Here is a 25731-nt window from a genome sequence, read left to right as displayed (position 1 = left end):
CCGAAAGCAGCTGTACGCTTTCGGGCTCTGACTATTTCAGACGGTCTGTTGACCAATCGCAGGATCAGTTATGCTGTGATGGCCATTTTCAATATGACCGCAAAGACGACAGATCATTCCATTACTTCTTATGGTTAGATCGTACCATCCATGCGCGTCTGTTGTGTCAATTTCGATTTGGGCGGGAGTGGCATTCACGGTATGCGATGTCTTGCGCTGACTATACCCATCTTCCACCGAGAAATCCGCCAACGCGGCATCGAAAATCAGAAGCAAACGTTGTGATGCGGGTTTGGACACGCTTGTCAGCCTGAAGGCTTGTTTTTGATCAGTCACTTGCCCTGAAAACTGACGAAAAAAACCATTAGGGCCATGAATATCGATGTCATAATGGCCAGGTTTCGATATCGGCCAGTGATCCTCAAGGCTTTTCCCCGGCTCAACGGTATAGAACCTCGGGCGCGTCATCCCTGATTGATCCCGGACGTGAAAAACGGCTGTTGCGCTGCCTGAATTTTGGAATTTCAATTTTAACTGATGCTCCGACGGGAGAAGCCATGTCGTAACGTGGAGATCATAGGGAAGCGCCCGTGCCCGTCGTGTGCCAGCTTCCTGACGAGGCATGATTTGTTCGAGCGGCAGTTTCACGACCGAGTTGGTGTGAGCGACACGATCTGGCGGCTCATATGAAGCTGTGAGAGGAAGCGATGACAAAGAGCTGTTCGGGTTTGAAAAATCAAAAGCAGATGTGAGGTCTCCGCATATCGCGCGGCGCCAAGGTGTAATCTGCGCCTCAATCAGCTCCGGATGTTCGTCACCAAAACGACGCTCGATAAATCGGATGAGGGACGTATGATCGAAAACTTCTGAATTGACCCATCCTCCTTTGCTCCATGGCGAGATCACCAGCATCGGTACTCGCGGGCCCAGTCCATAAGGTCCTGCGTCGTGAGTTGCGCTGCCAGCAAAAATCTCATGGTCAACAGAAATTGTAGACTGACCATGAGCCGGGCTTACGGGTGGGGCAGGAGGGACAATATGATCGAAGAAGCCATCATTTTCATCGTAAGTCAGGAACAAAGCCGTCCGGCTCCACACTTCCGGATTGGAGGTCAAAGTGTCGATGACACGTGATATGAACCAGGCGCCATAATTGGCTGGCCAGTTTGGATGCTCATCGTAGGCATTGGGACACATCAGCCAGGAAACCTGAGGCAGGGTACCGGCCGTGACATCCTTTTGCAGGTCGTCGAACAAAGTCCCTGAAACGGCAATATTAGTTCCGGTGCGAGCCTTCAGAGCGAGCGGCTCGTGAGGAAGGGCGGTCTGATATTTGACAAAGCGAAGAAGAGTGTTGTTGGCAGAATTGCCGATGTAATGATCCGGGTCATCTCCCCAGCCATTTTCCGCCGTCAGCCCCGATCCACTATCCTGATAGATTTTCCAGGATAGTCCTGCTGCTTCCAGCCGCTCAGGATAAGTTGGCCAATCACAGACCAAGGCATCGGTTTCAAGTTGGGGGCCATGACCTTTACCGTCATTACCGGTCCATCCGGTGAACATGTAATTACGATTAGGGTAGGTAGGACCCATGACGGAACAGTAATAGGCATCGCAGATTGTAAAAGCGTCTGCGAGTGCGTAATGAAAGGGAATATCCGTCCGATTGAAATGGATCATCGTCGTAGTGGTTTTATGCGCGATCCAGTCATCCCATCGTCCTTCATTCCAGGCACGATGTGTTGTGTTCCAGTCGTGAGGGGTATCTCCAATAAAGCTTAGCCCAAGATTTTCCTGTTTGGGCCTGAAGGGAAGGAGCTCTCCATCGCCATGTGGTTGCCGCCAAACAGGTTTTCCGTTGGGTAGCCGCGCAGTGCGTGGATCTCCAAAGCCTCGAACCCCCGAAAGCGTACCGTAATAATGATCGAAAGAGCGGTTTTCCTGCATCAGGATAACAATGTGGTCCACATCCTTTATAGATCCTGTTCTGTTGTTAGCAGGCAAAGCCATTGCGTTCCGAATACTGCTTTGAAGAGCGGTTGCGGCAAACCCAGTTCCCAAAAGCTTTAAAAACGCACGACGATCTTGAGGCATGCTCTCTTTCCAATAAATTTTTTAAATTTTATTGGGTTTCGTCAGGAAGTAATGTGAATTTTATAAGCTCCCTAAAAGGCCGCAGGCGAACATCTTTGCGCATACGATTGTGTTCTTCCGGCAAAAAACATCCACCTGCGGACAATCGACATCGGAATAGAACCTGTGACCTCACTCACTAGGAATTTTTAATACAAGATAGGGAATATTCACTCCTTATTGGGAGGTATTCTGAAAATATTACTTTTATCGTGTGACAGTGCTGACGCCACGCCCTTCTTCCCACGCACGTCGTCCTGATTTTATATTATTTGTCGGCTTACCCGCCCCTAGAATTAATGATCCAGATCCTGGCCATTATCGGGACCTTTGAGCAGACGGCTCTTTTCTCCGGTAATGCTGAGAGGGATATCGCCACGCACGGTGATACGACGCAGGAGCCGGGGATGAGTATCGAAATCGGCTGTGGCATAGTGCTGGGTAGCGCGGTTGTCCCAGATGGCAACGTCACCCGGTTTCCAGTTCCAACGAACGGTGTTGTCAATCTGCGTAATGTAAGACTGGAAGATCTCCAGCAGCCGGTTGGCATGCTGCGTGGGGATGCCGCGAATTTCCTTGAAGAAATGGCCCAGAATAAGGGTGCGCTCACCGGTCTCAGGATGAACGCGCACGACCGGGTGCTCTGTCTCGTAAAGGCGTGAAATGAAACGAGCGCGGAAGTCCGCAATTTCCTCGTGGCGCGTGTCGTATTTGTAGAAATTGGTATCGTAGTCGTTGCCATGAACGGCCCAAAGTGTGTCGGCAAGCTGCTGCAGCGGCGCGGGGAGATCGTCATAGGCCGTGGCTGTGTTCGCCCAAAGTGTGCTGCCGCCATAAGGCGGGATCGTGATAGCGCGCAGGATCGAGGCTTTGGGATAAGCAGGCACGAAAGTGACGTCTGTGTGCCAGGAATCCGTGGAACGACCGTTGTGGGAGTTCAGTTCGAACGTATAGGGCGTCCCTGCGGCTGCCGGGATGGTCGGGTGAAGGATTGGATCTCCGAAGACACGACTGAACATTTCATGCTGGGCATCATCAAGGAACTGGTCGCGCAGGAAGATCACTTTATGGCGCAGCAGAGCATCATGGATGAATGCTTTGTGTGCTTCAGGCAGAAGTTCGCGGGCGTTAATCCCATGGACGACGGCGCCGATACGGGATGTGACCTTTTCGATCGTAAGCTGTGTCATGAGGGAACTCCTTCGGATTGGGGGAGTGCCTGACTACTGGTGCGGTCAGGTCGCGTGAGAGACGGAGGCGTAATGAAAAAGGTCAGGATTGCGCTAGCCAGGAACAGTGCGGCATAGATGAGAATAATTCCCTGCGTGCCGACAGCGCCTTCAAAAAGGTAAACAATGAAAGGCCCGATCCAGACGCTACTCCCTGCACCAAGGTTCAGCAGGGACATGGCGATACCTTTGTGATCCGGCAGAAGAGACGGTGTCAGAGCCGAAAGCGGCACATATCCGGCAAGCGTCATGCCAAAAACTGCGGCAGAGCCATAAACCGCGAGCAGGCTACTGTGGGCGTACAGCAGCGGGATCCAATACAAACCAACGCAACTCACGGCACTCCCGATACCGCCAAACCAGATGATGGTCTGCCGCCATGAAATATAGTCGCTGGCGAAACCGATCAGCAGGTTAAAGACGATGTTGCTGGCGAAGATGATTTCGAGAAAGCGTATCCATACATCTTGGGACAAGCCCAGACGGCCCGTGAAAAAGAACGGCATGAAGACGATCAGGCCATGCGTAGCGCTGGAATTGACCGCCCGCACGATGCACGCCAGACCGACGCCCGGATTGTGACGGATCTGACGAACCGTTTCGCGCAGGGTAGGGCCTATGTCTTTCAGGCTGCCTTTCTCTGCGCGTGGCGTAGTAGGCAGCGGCAGGACGGCAAGAAGGCCACCTGCTCCCACCCCGAGAAGGGCGATCCAGAGTGTAATGTACTGGCCGTAAACGGGAAGCAGGAGTTGCGCCACGATAGAACCAACCGTGGGCAGACCGCAGGTAAAGCAGAACCAGAACAGACCGACAGCACGACCCAACCGGTCCTGACGGATCGTGGTGACGAGCAGGGTCAGCAGTCCATAGGAAAACAGCGGATATCCCGCTCCTCGCAACCCGTAGGTTAAGAGTAGCAAGGCTGAAGAATGAGCCGGAATAGCAACGCCAAGAAACAGAAGTTGCGGCACGATCCAGAATAACAGACCAGCCGTCATGACGGCGCGACTACCAAAGATGTCGCACAGCAATCCCGAGAACCAGGCCGCCAAAGCAGCGAAGAGTCCGTAGGCTGTGAAGAGAAGAGCTACGAAGTGCTCCGTCTGCCCTGTCTGGACCAGAAACGGCGACAGATAGCCGACCTCGACGCCATCCCCGATCATGAAGACCAGAAGGCCGGCATACTGGAGGGTAAAGCTCCGGGGCAAGCGGCTGGCTGGCAGAAGCGGAGCGGCAGGAAATGTCGTCTGCATGTCAGAAATCCGCATGAACAGCGCCGAAATACTGGCGTGGCGCACCGAGGACGACAGACTGGTAATCACCAGCCATAGGGTAACCGTTCTGCCCCATGGTGGAGATGTATTTTACGTTCGTCAGGTTATAGACGTTCAGGTCTACCGAGAGGTGCTGGAGAAAGCCCGTGTGAGACAAGCGGTGCAACTGTTTGCTCAGGTCGTAACGTGCACCGAAATTAGTCAGCCAGTAGGACGGGACCTTCGTGTCGCCAGTGTAGCTAAGATTCCGCTTGCCGACATACTGGGCTTCAATATGCGCCTGAAGATCATGCCAGGTGTAGGACAGGTCAGCGTGATACATGAGACGCGGATAGGCCACGACCTGCTGGCCGCGGATATTGTAAGTCACCCGCGATCCGTTGACGGTCTGAGTAATGTTGTTGTCATAGACGGCGTGGTTGTAGCTGATGCTGTTGGTCAGGCTCAGCCCCTTAACGGGTGTAAGCGTGACGGCACCATCCACACCGGTCATCGTCACACCACCGACGTTCTGGATGGTGGTGTACGGCTGGGTTGTTGGACCGGTGGAGATGCGCTGCAGCCGGTTGGAAAAGATCGTGTGATAGCCGTAGAGCGAACCGCTGACGAGGCGGCCCGTATAACGATAGCCTCCTGCAAAATTCCAGTCCGTTTCGGGACGCAGCGTACTTTTGGAGGCCTGATAGGCGGCCTGTGAGGTCGAAAACGGCGAGGATCCGCTGTTATAACCCGAGACGGGATAAACCTTCACGTTCTCCGCGATATCGAAATAGAGCTGATGGCCCGGAGCGAAACGCCATTCCCCACTGAAATGCGGCAGGAAAGGCTTGCTGGACGTAAGTGAGTCTCCACCAGCGATAGCGGTCGTGCGGGTGTAAGTTTCCCAGTTGGCCAGCGCGCCGACGCGGGTCGTGTTCAGGACGGATCGGAAACCAGCATGGAGCGCGATGGTGCTGGTAACGTGATAGGTATCCTGGAAATAAGCGACAAACGTGTTGGTATTAAAGACCTGTCGGTAGCCATTCTGGAAAGGGTTCTTGAGGTTGTCGAGCCCGTTGACGGGTGTTGCGGTCCCGTCGAGGACGTCCTGCAGCAGCGGCTGCTGGTAAAGCGGCTTACTAATGTCGAAATGGGTATTTTCATACCAAAGACCTGCATTCAGCACGTTATGCGCGATGCGATAGGACAGGGACGTCGTGAAGCCGAAGCGGTTCGTATCGGGCTGGGTAACCTGATCGATCAGAGGCGCTCCGTTAGGGGACGAGATCAGAGGGCTTGCGACTGAACCGCGCTGATAGGAGCGATGCCCATAGACCGTACTCTGCCAGCGCAAGCGATCAGTCAGGGCAAGGTCGGCCGATACACCCCCAACATAGGAATGCTGCATCTGGGCGCCCTCGTAATAAGACGCGGTGTAAGGGCTCTTGAGGTTGGCATAGGCTGCAGGAACCTGCCCTCCCGGAAGCCCACGTTGGGCCAGAGCGAGACGATATGCCTTTTCATAGCCGCCGGGCTGCCCGATGAAGTTATCGATCGCGTAGCCACCATTATTGAACATATCCAGGCTGTAGTCCTGATAGTTCTGCATCTGCATATCGGTGTAGTTGAAGTAGGCTGTAATGCGGCTGTCCTGGCCGATAGGGTGCAAAACCTTGGCGTTGACCTGCTGCATGAACTGGTCCTGCCCACCACGCCATTTGGTGGTGTCGTTGCGGGCATAAGAGACATAGAAGCGCGTTCCCTGACGGTTCAGATCGCCGCTTTCGAGACGCACAAACGTCCGGTAGGTCGCATTACTCCCGAAGGTCTGGTTCACACTGCCCCCACGTTTGTGAGACGGATCGCGTGAAATAAACTGCACCGTACCGCCCAGATTGGACGTACTGGCCACGCTCTCCGAACCGGTAGACGCCGAAACATCCATACGCTCAATATTTTCAGATGAAATAGCGGAGGTCGGGCTCAGGCCGTTAACGTTGCTGAATTGCTGGTCTCCAAGCGGAATCCCATCCAGCGTCATGCCGATCTGGCTCTGATCGAAGCCGTGCATCAGGAAGGAGTTCTGCCAGGTGTTCACGCCCTGCGGATCACCGGAATTGAACAGAACGCCAGGTAGTCGGGTGAGGGCCTTGAGCGGATTGGTCCCGGCGGCATATTCGCGAATGGTAACAGCAGAAACCGGATTGGACACCCAGTTAGCCTGCCGGTGTCCTTCCACTCCAATGCTCTCGGTTGCTTTGGCGCTGATGGCGCGGGATGCAGCCGATTTATGAGCAGGCAGTGCAGGCGTGCCGTGACGCGGATTTGTGCCCATCTTGGTGGCCGGAGAAGCAGTATCAGCGAAAGCGTAGGTATTAACCGAGAGGGTCAGCAGGGCAATCAGAGAAACGGAGCCACTGGCGCTACGGCTGGAAAATGAAAATGCGGGCATGGAGATACACTCACAAGATACAGGAAACGGGAATTTTCAGGTCTTGGGAGGGTCAACAGCGCCAGGCCGGATGGTCGGGAGCTGGGTGTGCGGACGTATTCTGCGGGAAAAGCCTTTCACGCAGCGTCTTGCCGTCCTTGGGCTTGATACGGCCACGACGCTTCAGTTCCGGCAGAACGAGGCGGATGAAGTCTTTGTAGCTGTCCGGATTAACGAGCTGGATCAGATTGAGGCCGTCGGTCTCGGATTCCTCGAGCCACTGCTCAATCTGATCCGCGACGGTTTCACCTGTCCCGACGAAAGTTTTGGCACGGCCAAAGCCTTCTGCCGGGCTTGTGGCTTCTGCAATAGTCCATGAACGACCGCTGATGGCAGGGTCAAACTGTTCAAGGACAGACTGGCTAGCTTCTGTCGGACGATAGGTCAGGACCTCGTCTGTCTGGTTCTTCGAGAAGTCCACACCCGTCATTGAGGAGTAGTGGATGAGCGATCCGGTGGCATCGTAGAAGGCTTTGTATTCCGCAAATTTGCGAATAGCGTCTTCCTCAGTCTCCGCGACTACGACTGCTGCGGCGCAAATGAAGCGCAGGCTGCCTGGATCGCGACCTTCGCGAGCAGCGTCCTCACGAATACGCCGGACATTCTTTCGTGTCCCTTCTGCGCCGGCACCAACGATGAAAATGACTTCAGCATGTCGCGCCGCGAATGCGCCACCCCGGGCTGAAGCGCCTGCCTGAAGCAGAACGGGAACCCGTTGCGCGCTGGGCTCTGCCGTATGGCCGTCTGGAACGCGGTAGTACTGGCCATCATGCCGTATAGGGTGAACTTTTGCCGGATCGGTGTAGATCCACTCACCTGAAGCCGTTTGGCCTCGAATGACAGCACCATCTTCCCAGGATTTCAGCCACAACTTGTAGACAACACTCATGAACTCGTCCGCACGGTCGTAGCGTTCGTCATGGGGTATCTGATGGTCTAATCCAAGATTGCGAGCCGCACTTTCCTGCTGCGACGTCACAATGTTCCAGCCCAGACGGCCCTTCGTCAGATGGTCGAGCGTCGTCAGCTTGCGGGCGAGCAGATAAGGGTGCTCGTAAGTCGTGGACAGCGTGATGCCAAAACCAAGCGTCGTCGTCGCGGCGGCCATGGCGGACACCAACAGAAGCGGATCAATCAGCGGGGACTGGATACCGTGCTTCAGGGCAGCGTCTGGACGACCGCCGTAAACATCAATCTGGCCGAGGGCATCCGCGATAAACAGGGCATCGAACCCAGCGTCATCGAGTGTGCGTGCCAGCTCAGTCCAGTAGCTGATGTCCTTATAACGATGTGTCTGGTCAGCGGGATGGCGCCACAGGCCGTAATTCAGGTGCGAGACCGTGGCCATCGTAAAGCCGTTGAGGATGATGTGCTGTCCCATTACGCCACCCCCACGCGCCACTGAGCGGGGGGCAGGGTTCCATTGACAGCGTAGTCCCCAACCACGCGTGTGCGATAGACGCGGGGGTTGTGATTACCCAGCGTGCGAACGTTGCGCCAATGTCGATCCAATCCGACGACGCGCAAGGTTGCACCACCGCTTAGCGCGTCGAACAAAGCCGTCGTGGCTTCCAGAACCAGCGGCAAAATTCGATCCTGTACCTGCCAGACTTCGAGTTCGGCACGCGCAACCGCAAGTTCGATTTCCGAGGCAGGACTATCCGCAACGGCCTGAATGGCGCGGGCAGCGCGTTCCACAGCTGCACCGGCGATATAGGCGCCACTGAAGACATGACCGACAACTTCGAGTATTTGCGGATCTTCTGCGGGAAGGTCTGCATTCCCGTGGCTGAAGGTGCGTTTGCGGCGACGCACGGCATCCGCGACGTCCGTTGCAGCAGAGCGCGCAATCCCGGCAACAGTAGCCAGATGATAGAGCTGGAAAAATGCCTGGGAATACGGGAAGGCCGTGTTGCCGTAACGCAGATCGGCGTCTTCGGTATGGACGTCACGGAAATGTGCCGTGCCGCTGGCGGTCAGGCGTTGCCCAACACCGTCCCAGTCATCCACAATTTCCAGGCCGGGATCATTGCGGGCAGCCAGTGTTTTGACGGTCTGGCCATCTTCCGTTGTGCCGGTAACAGTCAGCCAGTCGGCATAGAGCGAACCGGTCGTGAAGAACTTCGAGCCGTTAATGACCCAATGGCCATCTCTTTGGGACAGGGTCGTGCTGAAAAGATCACGCTTGGACGCCGGGCCTTCAGCCGCTGCGGCCCCTGCGGTCTGTCCGGCTCCAAGCCGATCGAGCCATTTCGTACGATAGGGGCCATCGGGTTCGAACAGGAGATGCTCAACGAAGCCGAAATGGGCTCGGAGCGCCTGCGCAACGTTTGAATCGGCCTTGGCCAACGCTGTAATAAGAGAAAACAGATCCTCAAGACTGGCACCAAGGCCACCATGCGCTACGGGAACGCGGAGCGCCGTGAAACCACTCTCCTTGAGAAGGCGGATCTGCTCGAAAGGAAGTTCGCGGTTCAGTTCGGCCTGAAGAGCCTGCTTCCGAATTTTCTCGAAAACGGCAGAAAACCGCTCGTGAAGCGGAGTATTTTCACGCGCATCCCGTCCCCAGAGAAGGGAGAGATTAGGAAGAGGAGCGGATATGTAGGTCATGGTGTCTACCTGTGGCGTGCGGTCCGAACAAAGGGAGTGAAAGCAGGGGAGAGCCCGGCATCATCGGAGGACAGGAGTTGGCCAACACGACAAACATAAAACTATACCGTTTCGTTATTATTGAATATCAAATAAACTGTGTGGTGATTCTTTTGTTGTGTCAAACTCATAGTTATTAAATATTTTAACTATTTTATATGGTTAAAATATTGTAGATGATTGAAAATTTCGGTTTGTGACAGGGGTCTTTGGCTCGCGTAGCCTGGCGCCATCACTGGCTGCCGTATCGGTCGCTGTCCATTCCCGGGTTAACCTGAACTTCCGGCCAACAGAAATATGCGATTTGTAACCAATGAACGGGAATGGCAAAATCCGTTGCACGACATGTTCCATCATCCTGTCGCTTTGATGAACTTCAGCATCCAGCGCGCATGGCTGTTTTTATGAGACAGCTTTGAGGGTTTGTTCTGCCAGTCCTGTGGGAGCCGGCCTTACCGGAGATCCGTCTTCTCAGCGTTTGTCTTGCGCTGCTTTGGAACTGCAACCAATGTCGCATTCAAGATCTGACCTGACATCGGTAGATCAATGGTGTCCTGCAGGATCGCATCAAACCGGTTGAACAGCATGTCGATAGCACCGGCTCAACTGAATCGCTCACGGAACAGCCAGGCCGTTTGGCGTCCGGCACGCGGTCCGACAGCCCAAGCATCAGCAAACGCGTAAAGGATAGGCAATCGTTGATCAAATATTCCGTTCGTTCGTCGGACAAATTGTTCAGCGCGTGGATCACCAGAATTTTGAACATCAACACCGGGTCAAACTGCGACCGTCCGCTTTTCCCCCATCCACATGGGCCAAAGACCCTTTCAGGTCAGGGCGGGCGGAACACTTCAAAATCCACAGTCCGGGAAAAGGCTTCGAGTTAATCACAAACCCACGCAGGCGAGCCAGCTGCTCTACAACATCAAAGAAGTCCACCTGCTTCATGCGATCCTCTCTCCAATGTACGCGGAGGAAAACAGAATTACAGAGGCAACCTTAAAACCAAGGGGTTTTTCGAACCTCCAGCCGTCCTTATGATAGACACTGGACGAGGGTGTCTTCTCTTTTCCGCCGAACCGATATTCCAGTCACCAGATCTTAGCGCCATTCGGGCGAACAATAAGGTGCAAACCCTGCGCATCGCTGAGTTTATACTAAGATTCCCGCGGGAAAGATTTGCGGATTGCTACGTCTGTCAGCACCGATACTCCCACGCCTCAAACGATACCCCCATAGGTATCCCCTATCACGATTAAAGTTCGTGTTTTGTTCTCATCATTAATGGACAAACCCGATGAACGAAAAGGGCAGAAATGGCTGCCCTTGGTCAATAACGGTCACTAATAGTGGGGGTATAGTTGGCGGAGAGAGTGGGATTCGAACCCACGGTACGCTATTAACGTACACACGCTTTCCAAGCGTGCGCCTTAAGCCGCTCGGCCATCTCTCCTGTCGAGCGAGGTGGTGTTTACGAAAGGTCTGTTTGAAGATCAACCCCTTATGCGGGCTTTTTCGACGAATTGTTCAATTAATTTGTGAGATTTTTCACCCACACGGCTTTCAACACCCGAAGACACATCCACAGCGGGCGCTGAACTGGCATTAATAGCGTTTTGAACATTGGAAGGCGTCAGGCCACCTGCCAACATCCAGAAGGCTGGAGCCTTCCATTCCTGGGTCAAGGCCCAATCGAATGTGCGCCCAAGGCCGCCCGGACGATCGTCTCCATCCTGCCGCGGGGCTTCAATGACATATCCGTCAACCTCAGCGCGAACAGGAAGATCCGAAGCGGACTTCATCCCGCGTGCCAACCAGACGGGAAGTCCAAATCGACTTCTGATTTCTTTTGCACGCTCAACTGAATCGTAAATCTGCAAAACATTGAGCGGCACTGTTTGCAGAGTGTGCTCAATTGTTTTGTCATCGGCTTTGACGAACAACCCGACACGAGAGGGTGTAAGACCGCCTGACACACTCTCATGCAACCGGCGGGCCTGTTCCGGCAAAACGTATCGCGGTGATGCCGGATGAAAGACGAAGCCAACCCAGTCGACGCCTAAACTGGCGCAAAGCTGCATGGTCGCGACATCTCGCACACCGCAGATTTTAACTTTCGTCATACGCTCGCAAGCTCAGCCATAATAGCTGCCGCAGCTTTTGCGGGATTGGGCGAACGCGTGATCGGGCGACCTACAACAATCCAGTCCGCTCCTGCTTTTGCTGCCTGAGTGGGCGTCATGATGCGCTTCTGGTCGTTGGAAGCGCTACCCTCTGGCCGAATGCCGGGAACAACCAAAACCGGATCATCGCCCAAAGCGTCTCGCAAAAGAGTAATCTCATGTGCCGAGCATACAAGGCCATCCGCGCCGGCACGAATGGCCAGTTTACCAAGACGCAGAACCTGTTCCCGTGGCGTAGCCTCAACGCCGGTTTCTCTAAGTCCAGCTTCATCCATGCTCGTCAGAACAGTTACGGCTAGCAGTTTGGGGCGCTTTTCGTCATTCGGAAAAGCCTGCTCCAAGGCTTCGCGGGACCGTGAGATCATCTCGGTGCCGCCACAGGCGTGAATTGTTGTCAGGACAGGGCGCAATGGCGCCAATGCGGACAGTCCCGAAGCTACAGTATTGGGAATATCATGCAGTTTGAGGTCCAGAAACAACTCATGCCCGGCAGACACGGACTTAACGGCATCCAGACCACAGGCATACGTAAATTCGAGGCCAAGCTTGATGGCATCAACAGCATGCCCAAGACTTGAAGACCACTCTTCTGCCTGCGTTCGACTGTTTGTATCAAAAGCGGCAATCAGCCGGGTGCGCTTGGTCATGGGTGAAGTCAGATCCGGTTTTCAGGTGAGGACACTGTTGTCGTGGCAGCAACAGGCGGGGTCTGGAGGCGATCAAGGCGCTGGTGCAGCTCAACAAGCTGGCTTTCCAGAGTGCGGACGTGCGCTTCGGAGCGACGAGCTCGGGAGCGTTGACGAAACTCACCCACCCAGCCCGTGAGAAACCCGAAGATCAGTCCCACGACACCGATGCCCAGCGCGAGCGTACCCACGGACAGATGCCAGCCAAAAGAAATCAGCCAGATCGGCTCAAGGTCCGTGTTGCTCAGGGCGAATACGATCAATACGGCCAGAAAGATGACAATAAAAAGAAGTCTCAGCATAGGAATGTCCTATTCGTGCTGCCCGTGAGGCAAGAACCGCACCACGGGAGGATTGATTTCCTGTCAGCACTCATGATGTGCTTGCGTCTGGAACATAACCAAGCACCGATGCTGACGTTCCTTTAAGGCGATAACATTCTCAGCGCCTCACTGAAAGGGAGAGCTGTGTCCGAAGTCATCCCCCTCCGACCGACACTTCCAAAAGCTGATCTTCTCTGGGCTGTCATTGCTTCACAGGGAAAGCGCAAAGTCGTCGCAGATATTCATCTATCCCAAAAGGCCGCTGAAGCTGACTGCCAGTGGCGCATGGCTCAGGTGAGGACTTACTCGCGATTTCTTATCAGTGAGCAGCAACCACCGCCCGTCTATCATATCGAGCGCATACGCCGGGCCGAATTACCCAAACGATGGGCGCCGTTGCCAGCTTTGGGAATGCTACGTGGCAGGTTCATTTGAGATCAGCAGAAAGTGTTGCCGGGTAGCCAAAATGCCGCCCTCATGACACAAGACTATTTCAGACATGTTGCTGCGCTTTCAGACGACTACGCAGGACACCGTGCATAGCTTACAAGGTAAGGTCAGGATGAACGATCACGATCACGCAGACACACTTCAGGGCGCTTCGGGCGTTTCTGCAAGCCCGGCTGCTGCCCCTACACTCGTCCTTGGCTCTCAATACCTTCGCACACTGTCCATCGACGTACAGAATACGCCTGACATCTATCGCGATATTTCAGGCGAGCCCCATATCGGCATGACAGTCGACGTGACAGCCCGGCAGCTTCCGGGAGGGCACCCGAATTTCGAAGTCACGCTGGTGATCCGTGCTCAGGGTCTGGACGCCCCGCAGTCAGCCACACACAATGCCCGTACGCTTTATGAGCTTCAGATCGCTTATGCGGGTCTCTTTGCGCTTTCTGGTCTGGTCACACAGGCAGATGTCGAACCTCTGCTGCTGGTCAATGCTCCTGGGTATCTGTTCCCGTCCGCAAGAATGATCCTGCTTAATACGATCCGGGAAGCAGGCTTCCCTGTGGGCAATATCCAACCGATCAACTTCCATGATCTCTGGCAAAGCCGCCGCACTCAACAGAACTGAAATACTGCTGGCACTGAAGTAAGAGTTTCGCGCAGAGGAAACGGTCCGCATGAGCCTGAAAGACTACATCCTAGCTTCCCCGGCTTTTTCCGGTAGCCGTCCCCCCGTGTGGGGACGCTTTGATGCGGAATGGTACCGGACACGCTATGCTCACGTTCTGCGCGAAGAAAAGCTTCTGAGCGATGACGGTCTGCCGCTGAACCTCAGCAATGAGGCGATGGAAACTCACTGGCTTGAAAAAGGCGCCAGCAAAGGCCTTTCACCAAACCGGTTCTTTGATGAGGAATGGTATCTTCGTCAAAATCCGGACGTTCGAGACGGGATCAGTTACGGCGTCTTCAGCTGTGGCTTTCTGCACTATTGTGAAAGTGGCTTTCGCAGCCGCTCGCCGCACTGGCTGTTTTCAGAAACGGACTACTTTAGCCGCAATCCAGACGTCAGTTTGCCTGTCCTGATCTCTCAGGGGTTCAGCAACGGATATGATCATTACCTGACCGACGGCGAACACGAGCACAGACAGGCACATCCCTTTTTCGAAACTTCTGTCTTCCGGATGGCGAGCCTGAGCCGAGGCTTGTCATACGATTACGGAAAGGGAGACTTTCGGCAGTTCCTGATGTCATCTGAAGCAGGTCTATGCCGTAGTTCCTGGTATTTCGACCCGGAGTGGTATCTCGCTACATATCCCGATGTCGCAAAAGCAGTAGAGCAGGGCCTCTTTCTCAACGCTCTTCATCACTATCTGACAAACTCAAATCCCGTCGCGTATAGTCCGAACCAATGGTTCAGCGAAGCGCACTATGCTCAGCTGTATCCAGATGTCGCCGCGATCGTAGCGGACGGTGGCTTCCGGAACGGGTACGAGCATTTCATCCGGTTTGGCGCACGGGAAATGCGTGTCCCGCAAACGGGGGTAGATCTCCAGGCGTTTGCTCACCACCCTGGCGTTCAAAGAAAACTCAGGGAACGGCATTTCAGAGACATTTTTGCGCTCTGGGTACAATCACAGAGCACCCTTGGTGTAGAAGAAGACATCCCGGATGCCACCGCACAGCAGTACCAGAATCTGGACCTGCGACGCGCCGAAACACTTATTCCGTCCATCGTCAGAGCGCCCCTTGATTTCCGCCTTATTCGCCCGGCGGAAGTCAGTGTCATCATCCCGGTGGCCAACCAGTTTCTGGACACACTTTCCAGTCTCGCGGCCCTGCATGCCAACGGCGCAGGCACTCTCGATGTCATTATCGTTGACGCCGGATCAACGGATGAGACCGCGCAGATCGAGCGTTTTGTCAAAGGGATCCGCGTTCTGCGTCCGTCGTTCCGCGCAAGCAGCAGCGAACAGGTCAATCTGGGCGTAGAAGCAGCGCGCGCTCCAATTGTACTCCTGATAGAACCGGGAACGCAGCCCTTTCCGGGGACCATTAGAGCCGCCCTTCAGGCCTTTAAGACACCTGATATCTGGGCCGTTGGTGGACAGTCCCTCGGTCTCGATGGGCGCGTGCTGGAAGCTGGAACAGTGGTATGGCGTGATGCCTCTACACTGCGCTTTGGCACCGGCGCCAAGGCAAACGAACCCACAATCGGGTTCTGCCGTCAGGTAGACGCCATTTCGGTTGGCATGCTGTTTTGTCGTCGGCAGAAACTCGCAGAATGCGGCAGCATTGATCAGAATTGCATCGGCTCGGAAGCACGACTGCTTTCCCTCTGCTTGGCCTTACGTCAACACGGCGGGAAAATCGTTTATGACCCGTCAATCCTTGATCGAACCAGACCCCCAACCGCACTTCCAGCCGATTTCCTGACACGCAATCAGAACTGGTTGCGGCGGCGCTTCTCGTCCCTTCTTTCCAGACACCCCATGCAGGGCAGTTCACTGTTCAAGGCACGTTTTGCATCTGGCGTGTCAACCGTTCTTTTTCTGTGCGACAGACTGCCACATCGCTCACTGGGATCTCCCCATCTACGACGGCAGGATCTTGTTCTCGCGCTAAGCCAGAAGGGACACCACGTTACGGTCTTTCCAATCGACGGAGACGTCACGGATACTGTAACGACCGCTCTGGATTTTCCGGCCGACATCGAAATCATGAACGACAGCGATATTACCGAGCTGTCTGATTTCCTACGCGACCGCAGCGGATCTTTTGACATGATCTGGGTAAGTGGCAGCAGCGCGCTGCGACGTACCGCTACAGTTCTTCGCGCACATGCCGCTACTCTGCCTGAACTAAACATCGTTCTGGACCTGGATGGAACAGGCGCGGAAGAAACATATCTCCGCAAACGGGTCGGAGCAGTTGATGACCGTGAGCAGATGCTCGATGACCTCGATCAGGAACTTGCAGATGCCTGGATGTGTCAGGTCCTGGTCACCAGCCATGAGGCGGAAGCAGACAGTCTCCGTCAACTTGGCTACGGCAATGTCAGGCAGTTGGACCAACTGCCAGTTACCCCTCTCGCGAGTACGCCGGGCTTCAGTGAACGCTCCGGCATTCTGTTTGCCTTACCCGTACTTGATGCTGGAAATGCAGTACATGACGGCCTGAACTGGTTCATGCTCGACGTTATTCAGAAACTCGAGGGACGGCTTCCGCCAGACGCAACAGTTCTGATCGCGGGCCAGATTGGGGATGATGTCGATCTAACACCCTACACACGTGCCTCGCTTGTCGAGCCGTTGCCGTCCCTTGTGAATATGAGCGCTCTGTATCGTTCTCGCCGCATCCTGGTTGATCCATCACGCGTCATGAGCGCTTCTGCCAAGGAAATTCTTGAAGCTGCGGCTGCAGGTTTACCGGCAGTACTGACAGAAACAACACGAGCCCAGTTGAATTGGGAAGATGGGAAAGATTGCGTATCTGGCGGTTTCTGTGATCCCGACAGGTTTGCTGATGCAATCGTGCGCCTGTATCAAGATCAGGCACTTTGGAACGAAATCAGCAATCAGTCTCGTCACACAGTTTCCGAGACGTCGAAAGCAATCCGCTTCGACCAGCAGCTCAATGCCATTCTGGCATTGGCAAGCGGCCAGGACGCTCTGCCGGCTCAAACCCATCCGCCACGCATGATCCGGCAGAACAAACCTGCAGGGCCCATTGCGCCTGCTCCGATCCGGCTGCAACCCCGTAAAATATCTGACACCCCGACACCCGCGCCAATCTCTGATGACGAAGATCACGGTGACGTAGCGTCGGCAAAGACGCTCGCCCCGCGCGTCGGAATTTCATTACCGCTTTCGGAACTTTGACCTAATGACGACCACTTCTCACACCTCCGCTCTGGACGCTGTCCTCTCACATATCGACACGACGCTTGATGCCTCTGTCGAGCGGCTTTTCAGCCTCCTGAGAATTCCAAGCATCTCCACACAGCCATCACACGCTGCAGATTGCCGTGAAGCAGCGGAGTGGCTTCAGGCAGATATGGCAAGCATGGGTCTCACCGCGGATATACGTGAAGTTCGCTGGGCAGCCCCCGGACACCCGATGGTCGTGGCTCATGATACTACCCAGGCAGGCAAGCCGCATGTCCTGTTCTACGGCCATTATGACGTGCAACCGACTGACCCGGAAAATCTCTGGAAGGCACCTCCATTCGAACCACGGCTTGTAGAAGAACCGTCTGGACGCAAGGTCATCGTGGCACGTGGGGCAAGCGATGATAAAGGCCAGGTCATGACCTTCCTAGAGGCTTGCCGGGCGTGGAAAACTGTCCACGGGTCCATCCCGGTGCAGGTTAGTGTGCTCCTGGAAGGTGAGGAAGAGTGCGGAGGAAGCAATCTCCTGCCATTCCTTCAGGAGAACGCTGCCGAGCTGAAGGCCGATGTCGCTCTGGTATGTGACACGTCGATGGCCGACCGGCAGACCCCCGGCATTACGACTTCACTCCGAGGCATGATGGCGGAAGAAATCATCATCGAATGTGCCTCTCATGACCTGCATTCAGGCATCTACGGCAACGCTGCAGCCAATCCTATTGCCCTGTTGTGTCAGATTTTGGCTTCACTCCGCGATGCTGACGGACGTGTAACCCTTCCTGGGTTCTACGACGGCATTCAGGACCCGTCCCCAGAGACACGCGCACAATGGAAAACACTGTTTCCAGATGATGCGGCCCTACTGGAAGAAGCTGGCCTATCCGTCGCGGCCGGGGAAAAGGACTATACCGCCATTGAGCAGACCTGGTGCCGCCCAAGTTGCGAAATTAACGGTATTTCTGGCGGATACGAAGGCGAGGGCTTCAAGACAGTCCTTCCCGCAAAAGCAATGGCGAAAGTGTCCTTCCGGCTTGTGCCGGGGCAGGAACCAGACAAAATCCGCGAAACCTTCCGCGCGCATGTGAATGCTGCCCTGCCAGCAGACGCCAAGGTTACATTTACAGCGCATGGCGGCTCACCCGGCTTTGAAGTTTCCCGTGACAGTCGCTTTCTTGCTCCCACACTGAAAGCTCTAACTGACGAATGGGGCATCCCTGCCGCTACGATCGGCTGCGGTGGGTCCATCCCAGTGGCTGGCGAAGTACGGGACGCGTTAGGACTGGATGCGCTCATGGTCGGCTTTGCACAGTCTGATGACCGCATTCACTCTCCCAATGAGCAATATGGCCTAGACTCTTTCCACAAAGGTGTGAGGTCCTGGGCGCGTATCATCGCTTCCCTCGCAGACGCAGGCTGACATGAACGCTCCGATTGCCCTGACCCTCGGTGATCCGGCTGGGATAGGGCCGGAGCTGGCCGCCCTGGCTTGGACGGCCCTGCGAGAAACGGGGCCAACTTTCTTCTGGCTTGGTGACCCAGCGCTTCTCAACGACGCGATACCCTTCAAGCTGATTGAAGGGCCGGAAGATGCTCAAGACGTGTTTTCCGATGCCTTGCCTGTTGTACCAGTTGAATGTTTGGCTCCCGTCGTCCCTGGAACGCCGGATTCACGCAATGCTTCTGCAGTCATTGCGAGCATTGAACAGGCCGTACGATATGTTCAGAGCGGGCAGGCGGCAGGCATCACGACCAACCCAATTGCCAAGCATATTCTGGCCTCAGCAGGATTTTCCTTTCCTGGGCACACAGAATTTCTGGCAGCGCTCTGTCATTGCGATGGGCAGGAAGTCATGATGCTGGCGTCCCCTCATCTTAGGGTTGTGCCAGTGACGATCCATGTGTCTCTACGCCAGGCGATCGAGAGCCTGACTACTGAGCGGATTGTTGCGGTCACGCTCGCCACGCACAAGGCTTTACAGAGTGACTTTGGTATCACTCAGCCGCGCCTGGCGATCGCTGGCCTAAACCCCCATGCTGGCGAAGAGGGCATGATGGGCACGGAAGAAAAAACCATCATCGGCCCAGCTATAGCCATATTGAAGTCCCAAGGACTGACCGTAATGGGTCCGTTCCCACCAGACACAATGTTCAGCGCAACAGCGAGGCCGGGCTATGACGCAGCGATCTGTATGTATCATGATCAGGCTCTTATTCCCCTGAAAACGCTTGATATGGCTGAGGGCGTGAACGTCACCATTGGCTTGCCGATTATCAGGACGTCTCCAGATCACGGCACTGCCTTCGATATTGCGGGCCCGGTAGGACGTTCAGACAGTCAGGTTGACCCATCCAGCCTTCTCGCAGCACTCAGACTGGCAGATTCCATGTCCCGTCATAAAAAGGGAGACAACCGATGATTCGTCTTGGTGTTAATATCGATCATGTTGCCACCCTGCGAAATGCACGCGGCGATGCTTACCCAGACCCTGTAGAAGCCGCGAAGCTTGCCCTTAAATGGGGAGGAGACGGCATTACCGCGCATCTTCGGGAAGATCGTCGACACATCCGTGATGCAGACATGCCGCGCCTCAAAGCACTCGCAGCACCGTTGAATTTCGAGATGGCAGCAACGCAGGAAATGGTTCGGATCGCTTGCCTGTTGAAGCCGCACGCATGCTGTCTGGTTCCGGAAAAACGTACGGAAGTGACGACGGAAGGCGGTCTGGACGTCGTAGGACATCGCGAAGTACTGGCCCCGCGGATTGCGCGCCTGAAAGACGCGGGTATTCGGGTCTCTCTGTTCATTGATCCGGATCAGCGCCAGATCGAAGCTTCGGCGGAGCTTGGCGCAGCGGTTGTGGAGCTTCACACAGGCGCTTATGCCCACAACCAGCCTGGAGAACTTGAGCGCCTTCAGCATGCCGCTGGAATCGTCACAGACTGCGGACTGGAACTCCATGCCGGTCACGGTCTGACTTATGACAACGTGACGCCTGTAGCCAAACTTCCAGGACTAGCCGAACTGAATATCGGGCATTTCCTGATCAGCCAGGCGGTTTTCGATGGCTTGGGCCCAGCCGTTCGTAAAATGAAATATCTGATCAACTGCCCATAAAAAAAGCCGGGATAAATCCCGGCTTTTTCGTTCTTACTTGGCTGGCTGAATAACCGACTGTGTTTTGTCGTCGGTGAATTTCGGCACATATTTTCCGGACTGGTCGGAGTATGTAGCCGAGGTGCTCTGTGCCGGTGTTGCCGGTGGGTGGAAGGCCGAGACCGGACCGAATGGACCTGCATTTACGCGATGCATCGTCGACTCTCTCTGGCGGGCACAGCCACGGGTGATGATGGAGCAGATACCGTCAGTGCCGATATATTCGTCGTCATTTCCCGTATAATGCACTTCGGAAACACGATCATGGTCCAGTCGAAGGACCATACGGCAAGTTGTGCCGCCGCCGCCAAAAGCAGACTGATAAATGCTGATAATGGACTGTGCAGGAATCAGACCTGAGTCAGAAGAAATGGTAGGTGTGCTCTGCGTACCATCATACTGCCAGATCTCGGTGGTATCGTTCAGCTTCTTGGTGCTTCCTGGAAGACCGGCGCAGGCCTGAAGATCATATCCGGTCATGCCGACCATCTCGAACTGGGCTTTGTGAGCATTACGGGAATCAAAATAACCGCATCCGGAAAGAGCTGCCGTTGTGGCGAGAGCTCCGAGTGTACGGAAGAGGAAGGGGCGCATTCTGTCTCCTTTGCGCGGGGTCAGGATGGACTGCCCTAAACCAATCCGGACAGGACCGAATGGACAGGGCAAAATAGAAAGAGCCCGATTTCTACAACACGAAACCCATTCAGGGTAGGGGAGACGGGTTCCTTTAAGGGTAACGATGAGCTACAGGGCAAGACCTTGCCAAACACAGGAGTGCCACTCATGGCCGATATGACCCTTTCCGAAGTGACACGCCTTCAAACGACGCTGCAGCGTCTTCTGGGCTCGCCGAAGCTCGCAGTCGTTAAGCCTGCACGTAAGGGAATGAGTGTTGAACTTGCCGTTTCAGGTGAAGTTATCGGCACGGTTCATCGTGACGAAGATGAAGGCGAAGTCTCATACGCCATTCACATCACAGTTCTTGAGGAAGATCTTCCTCCGGCCTGAACAGCCCTTATTTAGGGCCGAGGGGCAGACTGCGGCAATTCAAATCGCGTGATTTTCCAGCCCCAGTGCTCGAACTTCATGTGCAGAACGAACGGCGTCTGCCCGGGCTGGTCAACTTGTGCCTCGAATTTGTTCAGGCTTACGAAATGAGCATGCAGGCCACCAAGCACTGGCCAGCCCCCTCCCGAAGAATAACTGGAAGACCTTGCTGGCATCAATTGATGCGCCGTTGACATGAGGGTGGCGGGCGAAAGCTCTGTATCGATGGCATTCGATATGGCATTGCCCGCAAATGAACTCCCAAAATCCGGAAGATCATCGTCTGAAGCAGGGACGGGCGGTCTGAACTGCTCCTTGAGAGAATGCGTCAGGGAACTCCAGTCCACATGCGGAATCAATCTGGCGGGATTGTTGCCTTTCATGGCACGGTCAATGTCCCACAGCGCCAGAAACGGAGAAACAGCGTAAGCTGCCAGCACCGCACCGGCTGTAACACCCAGTCCCTGCCGGGCTCGGTATGATATTTTCCAAAAAGAATTTTTCACGCTCAAGCCTCCGCACAGGCCCTGAAAATCAGGGGAAGGTGGACATCCGTGAATCTAACGTCTTTCCGTCTGAAAAGTCAGCAATTATCTTGTACTGATGAACCTTGATTTTTCTGATGCCGAACTTGAGCGATATTCCCGTCATATTTTACTTCCGCAGGTTGGCGCCACGGGGCAGGCTCGGGTCAGGCAGGCCTCGGTCCTGATTGTTGGGGCAGGAGGGCTAGGTGCTCCTCTGGCGCAGCAACTGGGCGCCTCTGGTGTCGGGCATATTGGCCTGATGGATCACGATCATCTGGAGCTCAGCAACCTTCAGCGTCAGGTTCTCTACACAACACAGGACATTGGCCGCCCTAAAGCTGAAGCGGGCGCAGAACGGCTTGCAGCGCTCAATCCGTTATCTCGCGTCACGGCGTACTGCACCCGTGCAACAGCAGAGACGCTGGACGAGCTTGTTCCGCACTACGACCTCATTTGCGACGGCACTGACAATTTTGAGACGCGCCTCGCTGTCTCAGATGCCTGCGTAAAATATGGCCGAACACTTGTCTCTGGCGCCGTTCAGGGATTTTCCGGGCAATTGGCCGTTTTCAGACCTCAGACTGGCGGCCCCTGCTATCGCTGCCTGTTCCCCGAAGCCGCACAGACCGAGGCCCCGACATGTGGCCAATCCGGGGTACTCGGTGCGGCAACAGGCGTCATGGGGAGTTTGATGGCTGTTGAGGTAATGCGCGAACTTATGCAGCTTGAAGGGCGCAATGAAACACGCCTCATGATCTGGGATGCTCTGGGCGCAACCATGCGGAGTTTTGCTCTGGCCCGGGATCCCTCCTGTCCAGTCCACACCCATAACGAAGGCACACCAGCGTGAAACCTCCTGTTTTTCTGACGCTGGCAGACGATTCCTGGCAACGCGCGCACTATGCTTTTATCGTTGCGGCTGGAATGCTCTCTTTGGGGCGTGCAGTTACAATTTTTGCTGGCGGCAAAAGTGTTCACGCGCTGGCGAAAGACTGGTCAGGTCTTGCAGGCGTTATTCCTGATGATGAACTCGCCGCTCGTGGTGTGCCGGGTTTTCGTGAGTTGCGGGACGCCTTGATCGAATTCGATGTAACACTGATGGCATGTGAAACAGGCCTGGCTCTCGCCGGCCTCGAACCAGACGCCCTTGTCGAAACCGTTTCTGTCCGGGGTATCGTAACCTTTCTGGAGCAGGCGGGAGACCGCCCGATCACGGCACTATGAGTTTCCACATACGGACAATTCGGAAGTTTTGTGATTTGGTGACTTGCCGAAACCCTTCACCCTTGGCAGGGATGCGGTCATGAGAACGCTTGTCACCCCTCTGTCCCGAACACTGCGCTGCCGTCAGTTTCTGCTGGCTGTCACGACTGGCACAGCTTTGCTGGCCATTCACCCCGCAGAAGCGCGCCATCACAAGCATGAGCACACGGCTAAAGCCGACACCTCTGCCGCTGCCAAGACAGCCCATGCGAAAAAGAAATCGGCAAAAGCCAAAAATGACAATGCAGGGGCCGTCAAGACGACTCATCACGCATCGCATCACGGTTCGGGCAAGCATATCGCGCCTGTAACGGCGGCCGGAGCCGGGGCGGCAGCAGCCGCTGCGGCCGCGAGCCAGCCCGCAACCGCAGCAGCAACGCCAGATGTGCCGCCCACCGACCCGACCGATAAAGGGAGCAACACGGGGCTACCTCTCCCCAGATACGCTGCTCTACGTGCGGACAAGGTCTATATGCGGCGTGGCCCGGGTGATCGCTATCCCATCGACTGGGTCTATCATCGCCGTGGCCTCCCTGTTCAGATCGAGCGTGAATTCGATGTCTGGCGACTTGTCGAAGACTCCGACGGCCAGAAGGGATGGGTCCATCAGGCAACGCTGTACGGCAGCCGAACTTTCGTTATTCCGGGCTTGCCGCCTGAAGGCGTGAAAGCTCAGACGGGAGAGGCTTCCGCCAAGGACGGAGACCACATCGGCCGCGCAGATGCACGCGTTCTGGGTCACGTCGAGACGCAGGACGAAGCCCGCGCGCATAAAAGTGATGTTCTCCTCATGAGCCATCCGGAGGAAGACAGTAGCGTGGTTGCTGTCCTCCAGCCGGGAACCGTGGGCAACATCAAAGCCTGCCCACAAAGTTCTCAATGGTGCCACGTCGTCGTCAAAGGCTACGAGGGATGGCTGCCACGTCGTCTGTTCTGGGGACTTCTCCCAGGAGAGACGATTCAATCCAACTGATTTTTCTTGCGAGGACGCCAACACATGACATCCAGCTCCCATCATCGCCGTACGCGGATCGTCGCAACTCTTGGCCCGGCATCGTCCTCGCCTGAGATGATCTTTGCTCTGGCTGAAGCAGGGGTAAATGTCTTCCGTCTCAACTTCTCCCACGGCGCCCATGAAGACCACGGCGAGCGTCATGCGGCGATCCGGGCAGCAGAAGCAAAAGTTGGTCGACCACTCGCCATTCTTGCCGATCTTCAAGGGCCGAAACTGCGCGTAGGTGTTTTTGAAAATGGTCCGGTTATCCTTGAAGAAGGAAAGCCGTTCCGTTTGGATCTGGACAGAACACCCGGCACGGTAGACCGCGTCTGCCTTCCACACCCTGAAATCATTTCTGCCGCCAAGCCAGGCAGCCACCTCCTGCTCGATGACGGCAAGCTCAAGCTGCGCGTTGTCAACGTCATTGAAGGCGCTCTGGAAACGGAAGTGGTTATTGGCGGCAAGCTGTCTGAACGCAAGGGCGTAAATGTCCCTGACGTGACGCTTCCTATTCCGGCTTTGACCGAGAAAGATCGCAAGGACTTTGACTTCGCGCTTTCTCTCGGTGTGGATTTCATTGCGCTTTCTTTCGTACAGCGCCCTGAAGACGTCGAAGAAGCACGCAATATTGCCAAAGGCCGCGCAGCAATTGTGACGAAGCTCGAAAAGCCACAGGCAATGGATGACCTGGAGCGGATCGTTCGTCTCTCAGACGCGATCATGGTGGCGCGTGGCGATCTTGGTGTTGAACTGCCTCCGGAAGAAGTACCAGTCGCCCAGAAGCGCGCTATTGCTGAAGCGCGTCGTCAGTGCCGTCCGGTTATCGTGGCGACGCAGATGCTGGAAAGCATGATCGAAAGCCCAACGCCAACACGCGCCGAAGTTTCCGACGTATCCAACGCTGTCTATGATGGCGCCGATGCTGTGATGCTTTCGGCTGAAAGTGCTGCTGGCAAATATCCGATCGAAGCAGTGTCCATCATGGCGCGTATTGCGTCTCGTGTTGAGCAGGACGTCGAATGGCGTCTGCGCATGGACCGCTCCCGCCCAAAGCCGGAAGGAACGGTTCAGGACGCAATTGTTCAGGCCGCCTGGCAAGTTAGCACCGCGCTGAATGCCCGGACCATTGGCGTTCGGACACAAGGCGGTGGTGGCGCCCTGCGCATGGCTCGTGAACGTCCTCATTGCCCGATTCTGGCCGTTACACCTCATCAGGAAGTGGCTCGCCGTCTCTGTGTCGTATGGGGTGTCTTCCCTCAGGTCGTAGAGAAAGAGCACATTGCTCAGAGCATTGAGGAATTGGCAGCTCCGACGGCTGCCATGGCGCTGTCCATGAAGCTTTGTCGCAGCGGGGACCACGTTATCGTTCTGGCAGGGCTTCCTTACGGCGTGGCTGGAAGCACAAATACGCTTCGCATCACAACGGCCTGATTTTAAAGAATTTTCCCTTCCTGCTATT

Annotated in this window: 22 protein-coding genes, 1 tRNA gene and 1 pseudogene; 11 read left to right on the top strand and 13 right to left on the bottom strand. The window is 55.3% G+C overall.

What is annotated here, in order from left to right:
• Nucleotides 1-36 precede the first annotated feature (36 nt).
• From GCE01_RS09910 to GCE01_RS09855, 11 genes and pseudogenes are all read right to left on the bottom strand, one after another.
• Nucleotides 37-2094, bottom strand: coding sequence for a phosphocholine-specific phospholipase C (locus GCE01_RS09910; RefSeq protein WP_099212680.1), 2058 nt, complete (start codon nt 2092-2094; stop codon nt 37-39).
• 335 nt (nt 2095-2429) lie between these two features.
• Nucleotides 2430-3323 carry a TauD/TfdA dioxygenase family protein gene (locus tag GCE01_RS09905; protein ID WP_099212679.1) on the bottom strand — a complete coding sequence of 298 codons (894 nt, stop codon included), beginning with the start codon at nt 3321-3323 and terminating at the stop codon, nt 2430-2432.
• Nucleotides 3320-4615 (bottom strand): MFS transporter, encoded by a 1296-nt coding sequence (locus GCE01_RS09900; RefSeq protein ID WP_158092984.1) that lies wholly within the window; start codon nt 4613-4615, stop codon nt 3320-3322. Before GCE01_RS09900 ends, GCE01_RS09905 begins: the two co-directional genes overlap by 4 nt.
• A gap of 1 nt (nt 4616) precedes the next feature.
• Nucleotides 4617-7067, bottom strand: a complete 2451-nt coding sequence (locus GCE01_RS09895) for a TonB-dependent receptor (RefSeq protein WP_167386147.1) — start codon at nt 7065-7067, stop codon at nt 4617-4619.
• A 52-nt stretch (nt 7068-7119) separates the two neighbouring features.
• The gene (locus GCE01_RS09890) at nt 7120-8487 is read right to left on the bottom strand and encodes an LLM class flavin-dependent oxidoreductase (protein WP_099212678.1); all 1368 of its coding nucleotides are present in this window, start codon (nt 8485-8487) and stop codon (nt 7120-7122) included.
• Nucleotides 8487-9716: an acyl-CoA dehydrogenase family protein gene (locus tag GCE01_RS09885; protein WP_099212677.1), complete on the bottom strand. Its 1230-nt coding sequence runs from the start codon at nt 9714-9716 to the stop codon at nt 8487-8489. Before GCE01_RS09885 ends, GCE01_RS09890 begins: the two co-directional genes overlap by 1 nt.
• A gap of 231 nt (nt 9717-9947) precedes the next feature.
• Nucleotides 9948-10703: pseudogene (locus GCE01_RS09880) on the bottom strand (transposase); the annotation flags it as partial.
• Nucleotides 10704-11117: 414 nt separating this feature from the next.
• Nucleotides 11118-11208: transfer RNA gene (locus GCE01_RS09870), tRNA-Ser, on the bottom strand.
• 40 nt (nt 11209-11248) lie between these two features.
• Nucleotides 11249-11878, bottom strand: coding sequence for a phosphoribosylanthranilate isomerase (locus GCE01_RS09865; protein ID WP_099212676.1), 630 nt, complete (start codon nt 11876-11878; stop codon nt 11249-11251).
• Nucleotides 11875-12585 (bottom strand): orotidine-5'-phosphate decarboxylase, encoded by a 711-nt coding sequence (pyrF, locus tag GCE01_RS09860; RefSeq protein WP_099212675.1) that lies wholly within the window; start codon nt 12583-12585, stop codon nt 11875-11877. Before pyrF ends, GCE01_RS09865 begins: the two co-directional genes overlap by 4 nt.
• An 8-nt stretch (nt 12586-12593) precedes the next feature.
• A complete protein-coding gene (locus tag GCE01_RS09855; RefSeq protein WP_086633227.1) occupies nt 12594-12926 on the bottom strand; it encodes a lipopolysaccharide assembly protein LapA domain-containing protein in 333 nt (110 codons plus the stop codon).
• A 165-nt stretch (nt 12927-13091) separates the two neighbouring features.
• Here GCE01_RS09855 and GCE01_RS09850 point away from each other — a divergent pair, with 165 nt between their 5' ends.
• The 6 genes from GCE01_RS09850 to GCE01_RS09825 all read left to right on the top strand — a co-directional run bounded on the left by GCE01_RS09850 (nt 13092) and on the right by GCE01_RS09825 (nt 20399).
• Nucleotides 13092-13382 (top strand): hypothetical protein, encoded by a 291-nt coding sequence (locus tag GCE01_RS09850; protein ID WP_086633226.1) that lies wholly within the window; start codon nt 13092-13094, stop codon nt 13380-13382.
• A gap of 127 nt (nt 13383-13509) precedes the next feature.
• Entirely contained in the window at nt 13510-14025 is a 516-nt protein-coding gene (locus GCE01_RS09845; RefSeq protein ID WP_046901702.1) for a protein-export chaperone SecB, read from the top strand.
• A gap of 49 nt (nt 14026-14074) precedes the next feature.
• Nucleotides 14075-17275, top strand: a complete 3201-nt coding sequence (locus GCE01_RS09840; protein WP_099212674.1) for a glycosyltransferase — start codon at nt 14075-14077, stop codon at nt 17273-17275.
• A 4-nt stretch (nt 17276-17279) separates the two neighbouring features.
• Nucleotides 17280-18701, top strand: coding sequence for a M20/M25/M40 family metallo-hydrolase (locus GCE01_RS09835; protein WP_099212673.1), 1422 nt, complete (start codon nt 17280-17282; stop codon nt 18699-18701).
• 1 nt (nt 18702) lies between these two features.
• Complete coding sequence (gene pdxA, locus GCE01_RS09830; RefSeq protein ID WP_099212672.1) at nt 18703-19701, top strand: 4-hydroxythreonine-4-phosphate dehydrogenase PdxA; 999 nt, start codon at nt 18703-18705, stop codon at nt 19699-19701.
• On the top strand, nt 19698-20399 hold the full coding sequence (locus tag GCE01_RS09825; RefSeq protein WP_099212671.1) for a pyridoxine 5'-phosphate synthase: 702 nt from the start codon (nt 19698-19700) through the stop codon (nt 20397-20399). The genes pdxA and GCE01_RS09825 overlap by 4 nt, the downstream gene beginning before the upstream one ends.
• A 33-nt stretch (nt 20400-20432) precedes the next feature.
• Here GCE01_RS09825 and GCE01_RS09820 read toward each other — a convergent pair whose 3' ends face one another.
• Complete coding sequence (locus GCE01_RS09820; RefSeq protein WP_046901697.1) at nt 20433-21032, bottom strand: hypothetical protein; 600 nt, start codon at nt 21030-21032, stop codon at nt 20433-20435.
• Between the two features lie 189 nt (nt 21033-21221).
• Here GCE01_RS09820 and GCE01_RS09815 point away from each other — a divergent pair, with 189 nt between their 5' ends.
• On the top strand, nt 21222-21446 hold the full coding sequence (locus GCE01_RS09815; RefSeq protein ID WP_046901696.1) for a DUF3126 family protein: 225 nt from the start codon (nt 21222-21224) through the stop codon (nt 21444-21446).
• Nucleotides 21447-21457: 11 nt separating this feature from the next.
• On the opposite strand, the gene GCE01_RS09810 is transcribed toward GCE01_RS09815, so the two are convergent.
• Nucleotides 21458-21991, bottom strand: coding sequence for a DUF2939 domain-containing protein (locus tag GCE01_RS09810; RefSeq protein ID WP_099212670.1), 534 nt, complete (start codon nt 21989-21991; stop codon nt 21458-21460).
• A 97-nt stretch (nt 21992-22088) separates the two neighbouring features.
• Here GCE01_RS09810 and GCE01_RS09805 point away from each other — a divergent pair, with 97 nt between their 5' ends.
• The 4 genes from GCE01_RS09805 to pyk all read left to right on the top strand — a co-directional run bounded on the left by GCE01_RS09805 (nt 22089) and on the right by pyk (nt 25703).
• Entirely contained in the window at nt 22089-22862 is a 774-nt protein-coding gene (locus GCE01_RS09805) for a HesA/MoeB/ThiF family protein (RefSeq protein WP_099212669.1), read from the top strand.
• Nucleotides 22859-23236, top strand: a complete 378-nt coding sequence (locus GCE01_RS09800; protein WP_099212668.1) for a DsrE family protein — start codon at nt 22859-22861, stop codon at nt 23234-23236. Before GCE01_RS09805 ends, GCE01_RS09800 begins: the two co-directional genes overlap by 4 nt.
• 79 nt (nt 23237-23315) lie before the next feature.
• Entirely contained in the window at nt 23316-24248 is a 933-nt protein-coding gene (locus tag GCE01_RS09795) for an SH3 domain-containing protein (protein ID WP_174694826.1), read from the top strand.
• Between the two features lie 24 nt (nt 24249-24272).
• Nucleotides 24273-25703, top strand: coding sequence for a pyruvate kinase (gene pyk / locus GCE01_RS09790; RefSeq protein WP_086633219.1), 1431 nt, complete (start codon nt 24273-24275; stop codon nt 25701-25703).
• The last annotated feature ends 28 nt before the right edge of the window (nt 25704-25731 follow it).

It is taken from the genome of Gluconobacter cerinus, assembly GCF_002723935.1.
Taxonomy (GTDB): domain Bacteria; phylum Pseudomonadota; class Alphaproteobacteria; order Acetobacterales; family Acetobacteraceae; genus Gluconobacter; species Gluconobacter cerinus.
This window is presented reverse-complemented; position numbering and strand designations above follow the sequence as displayed.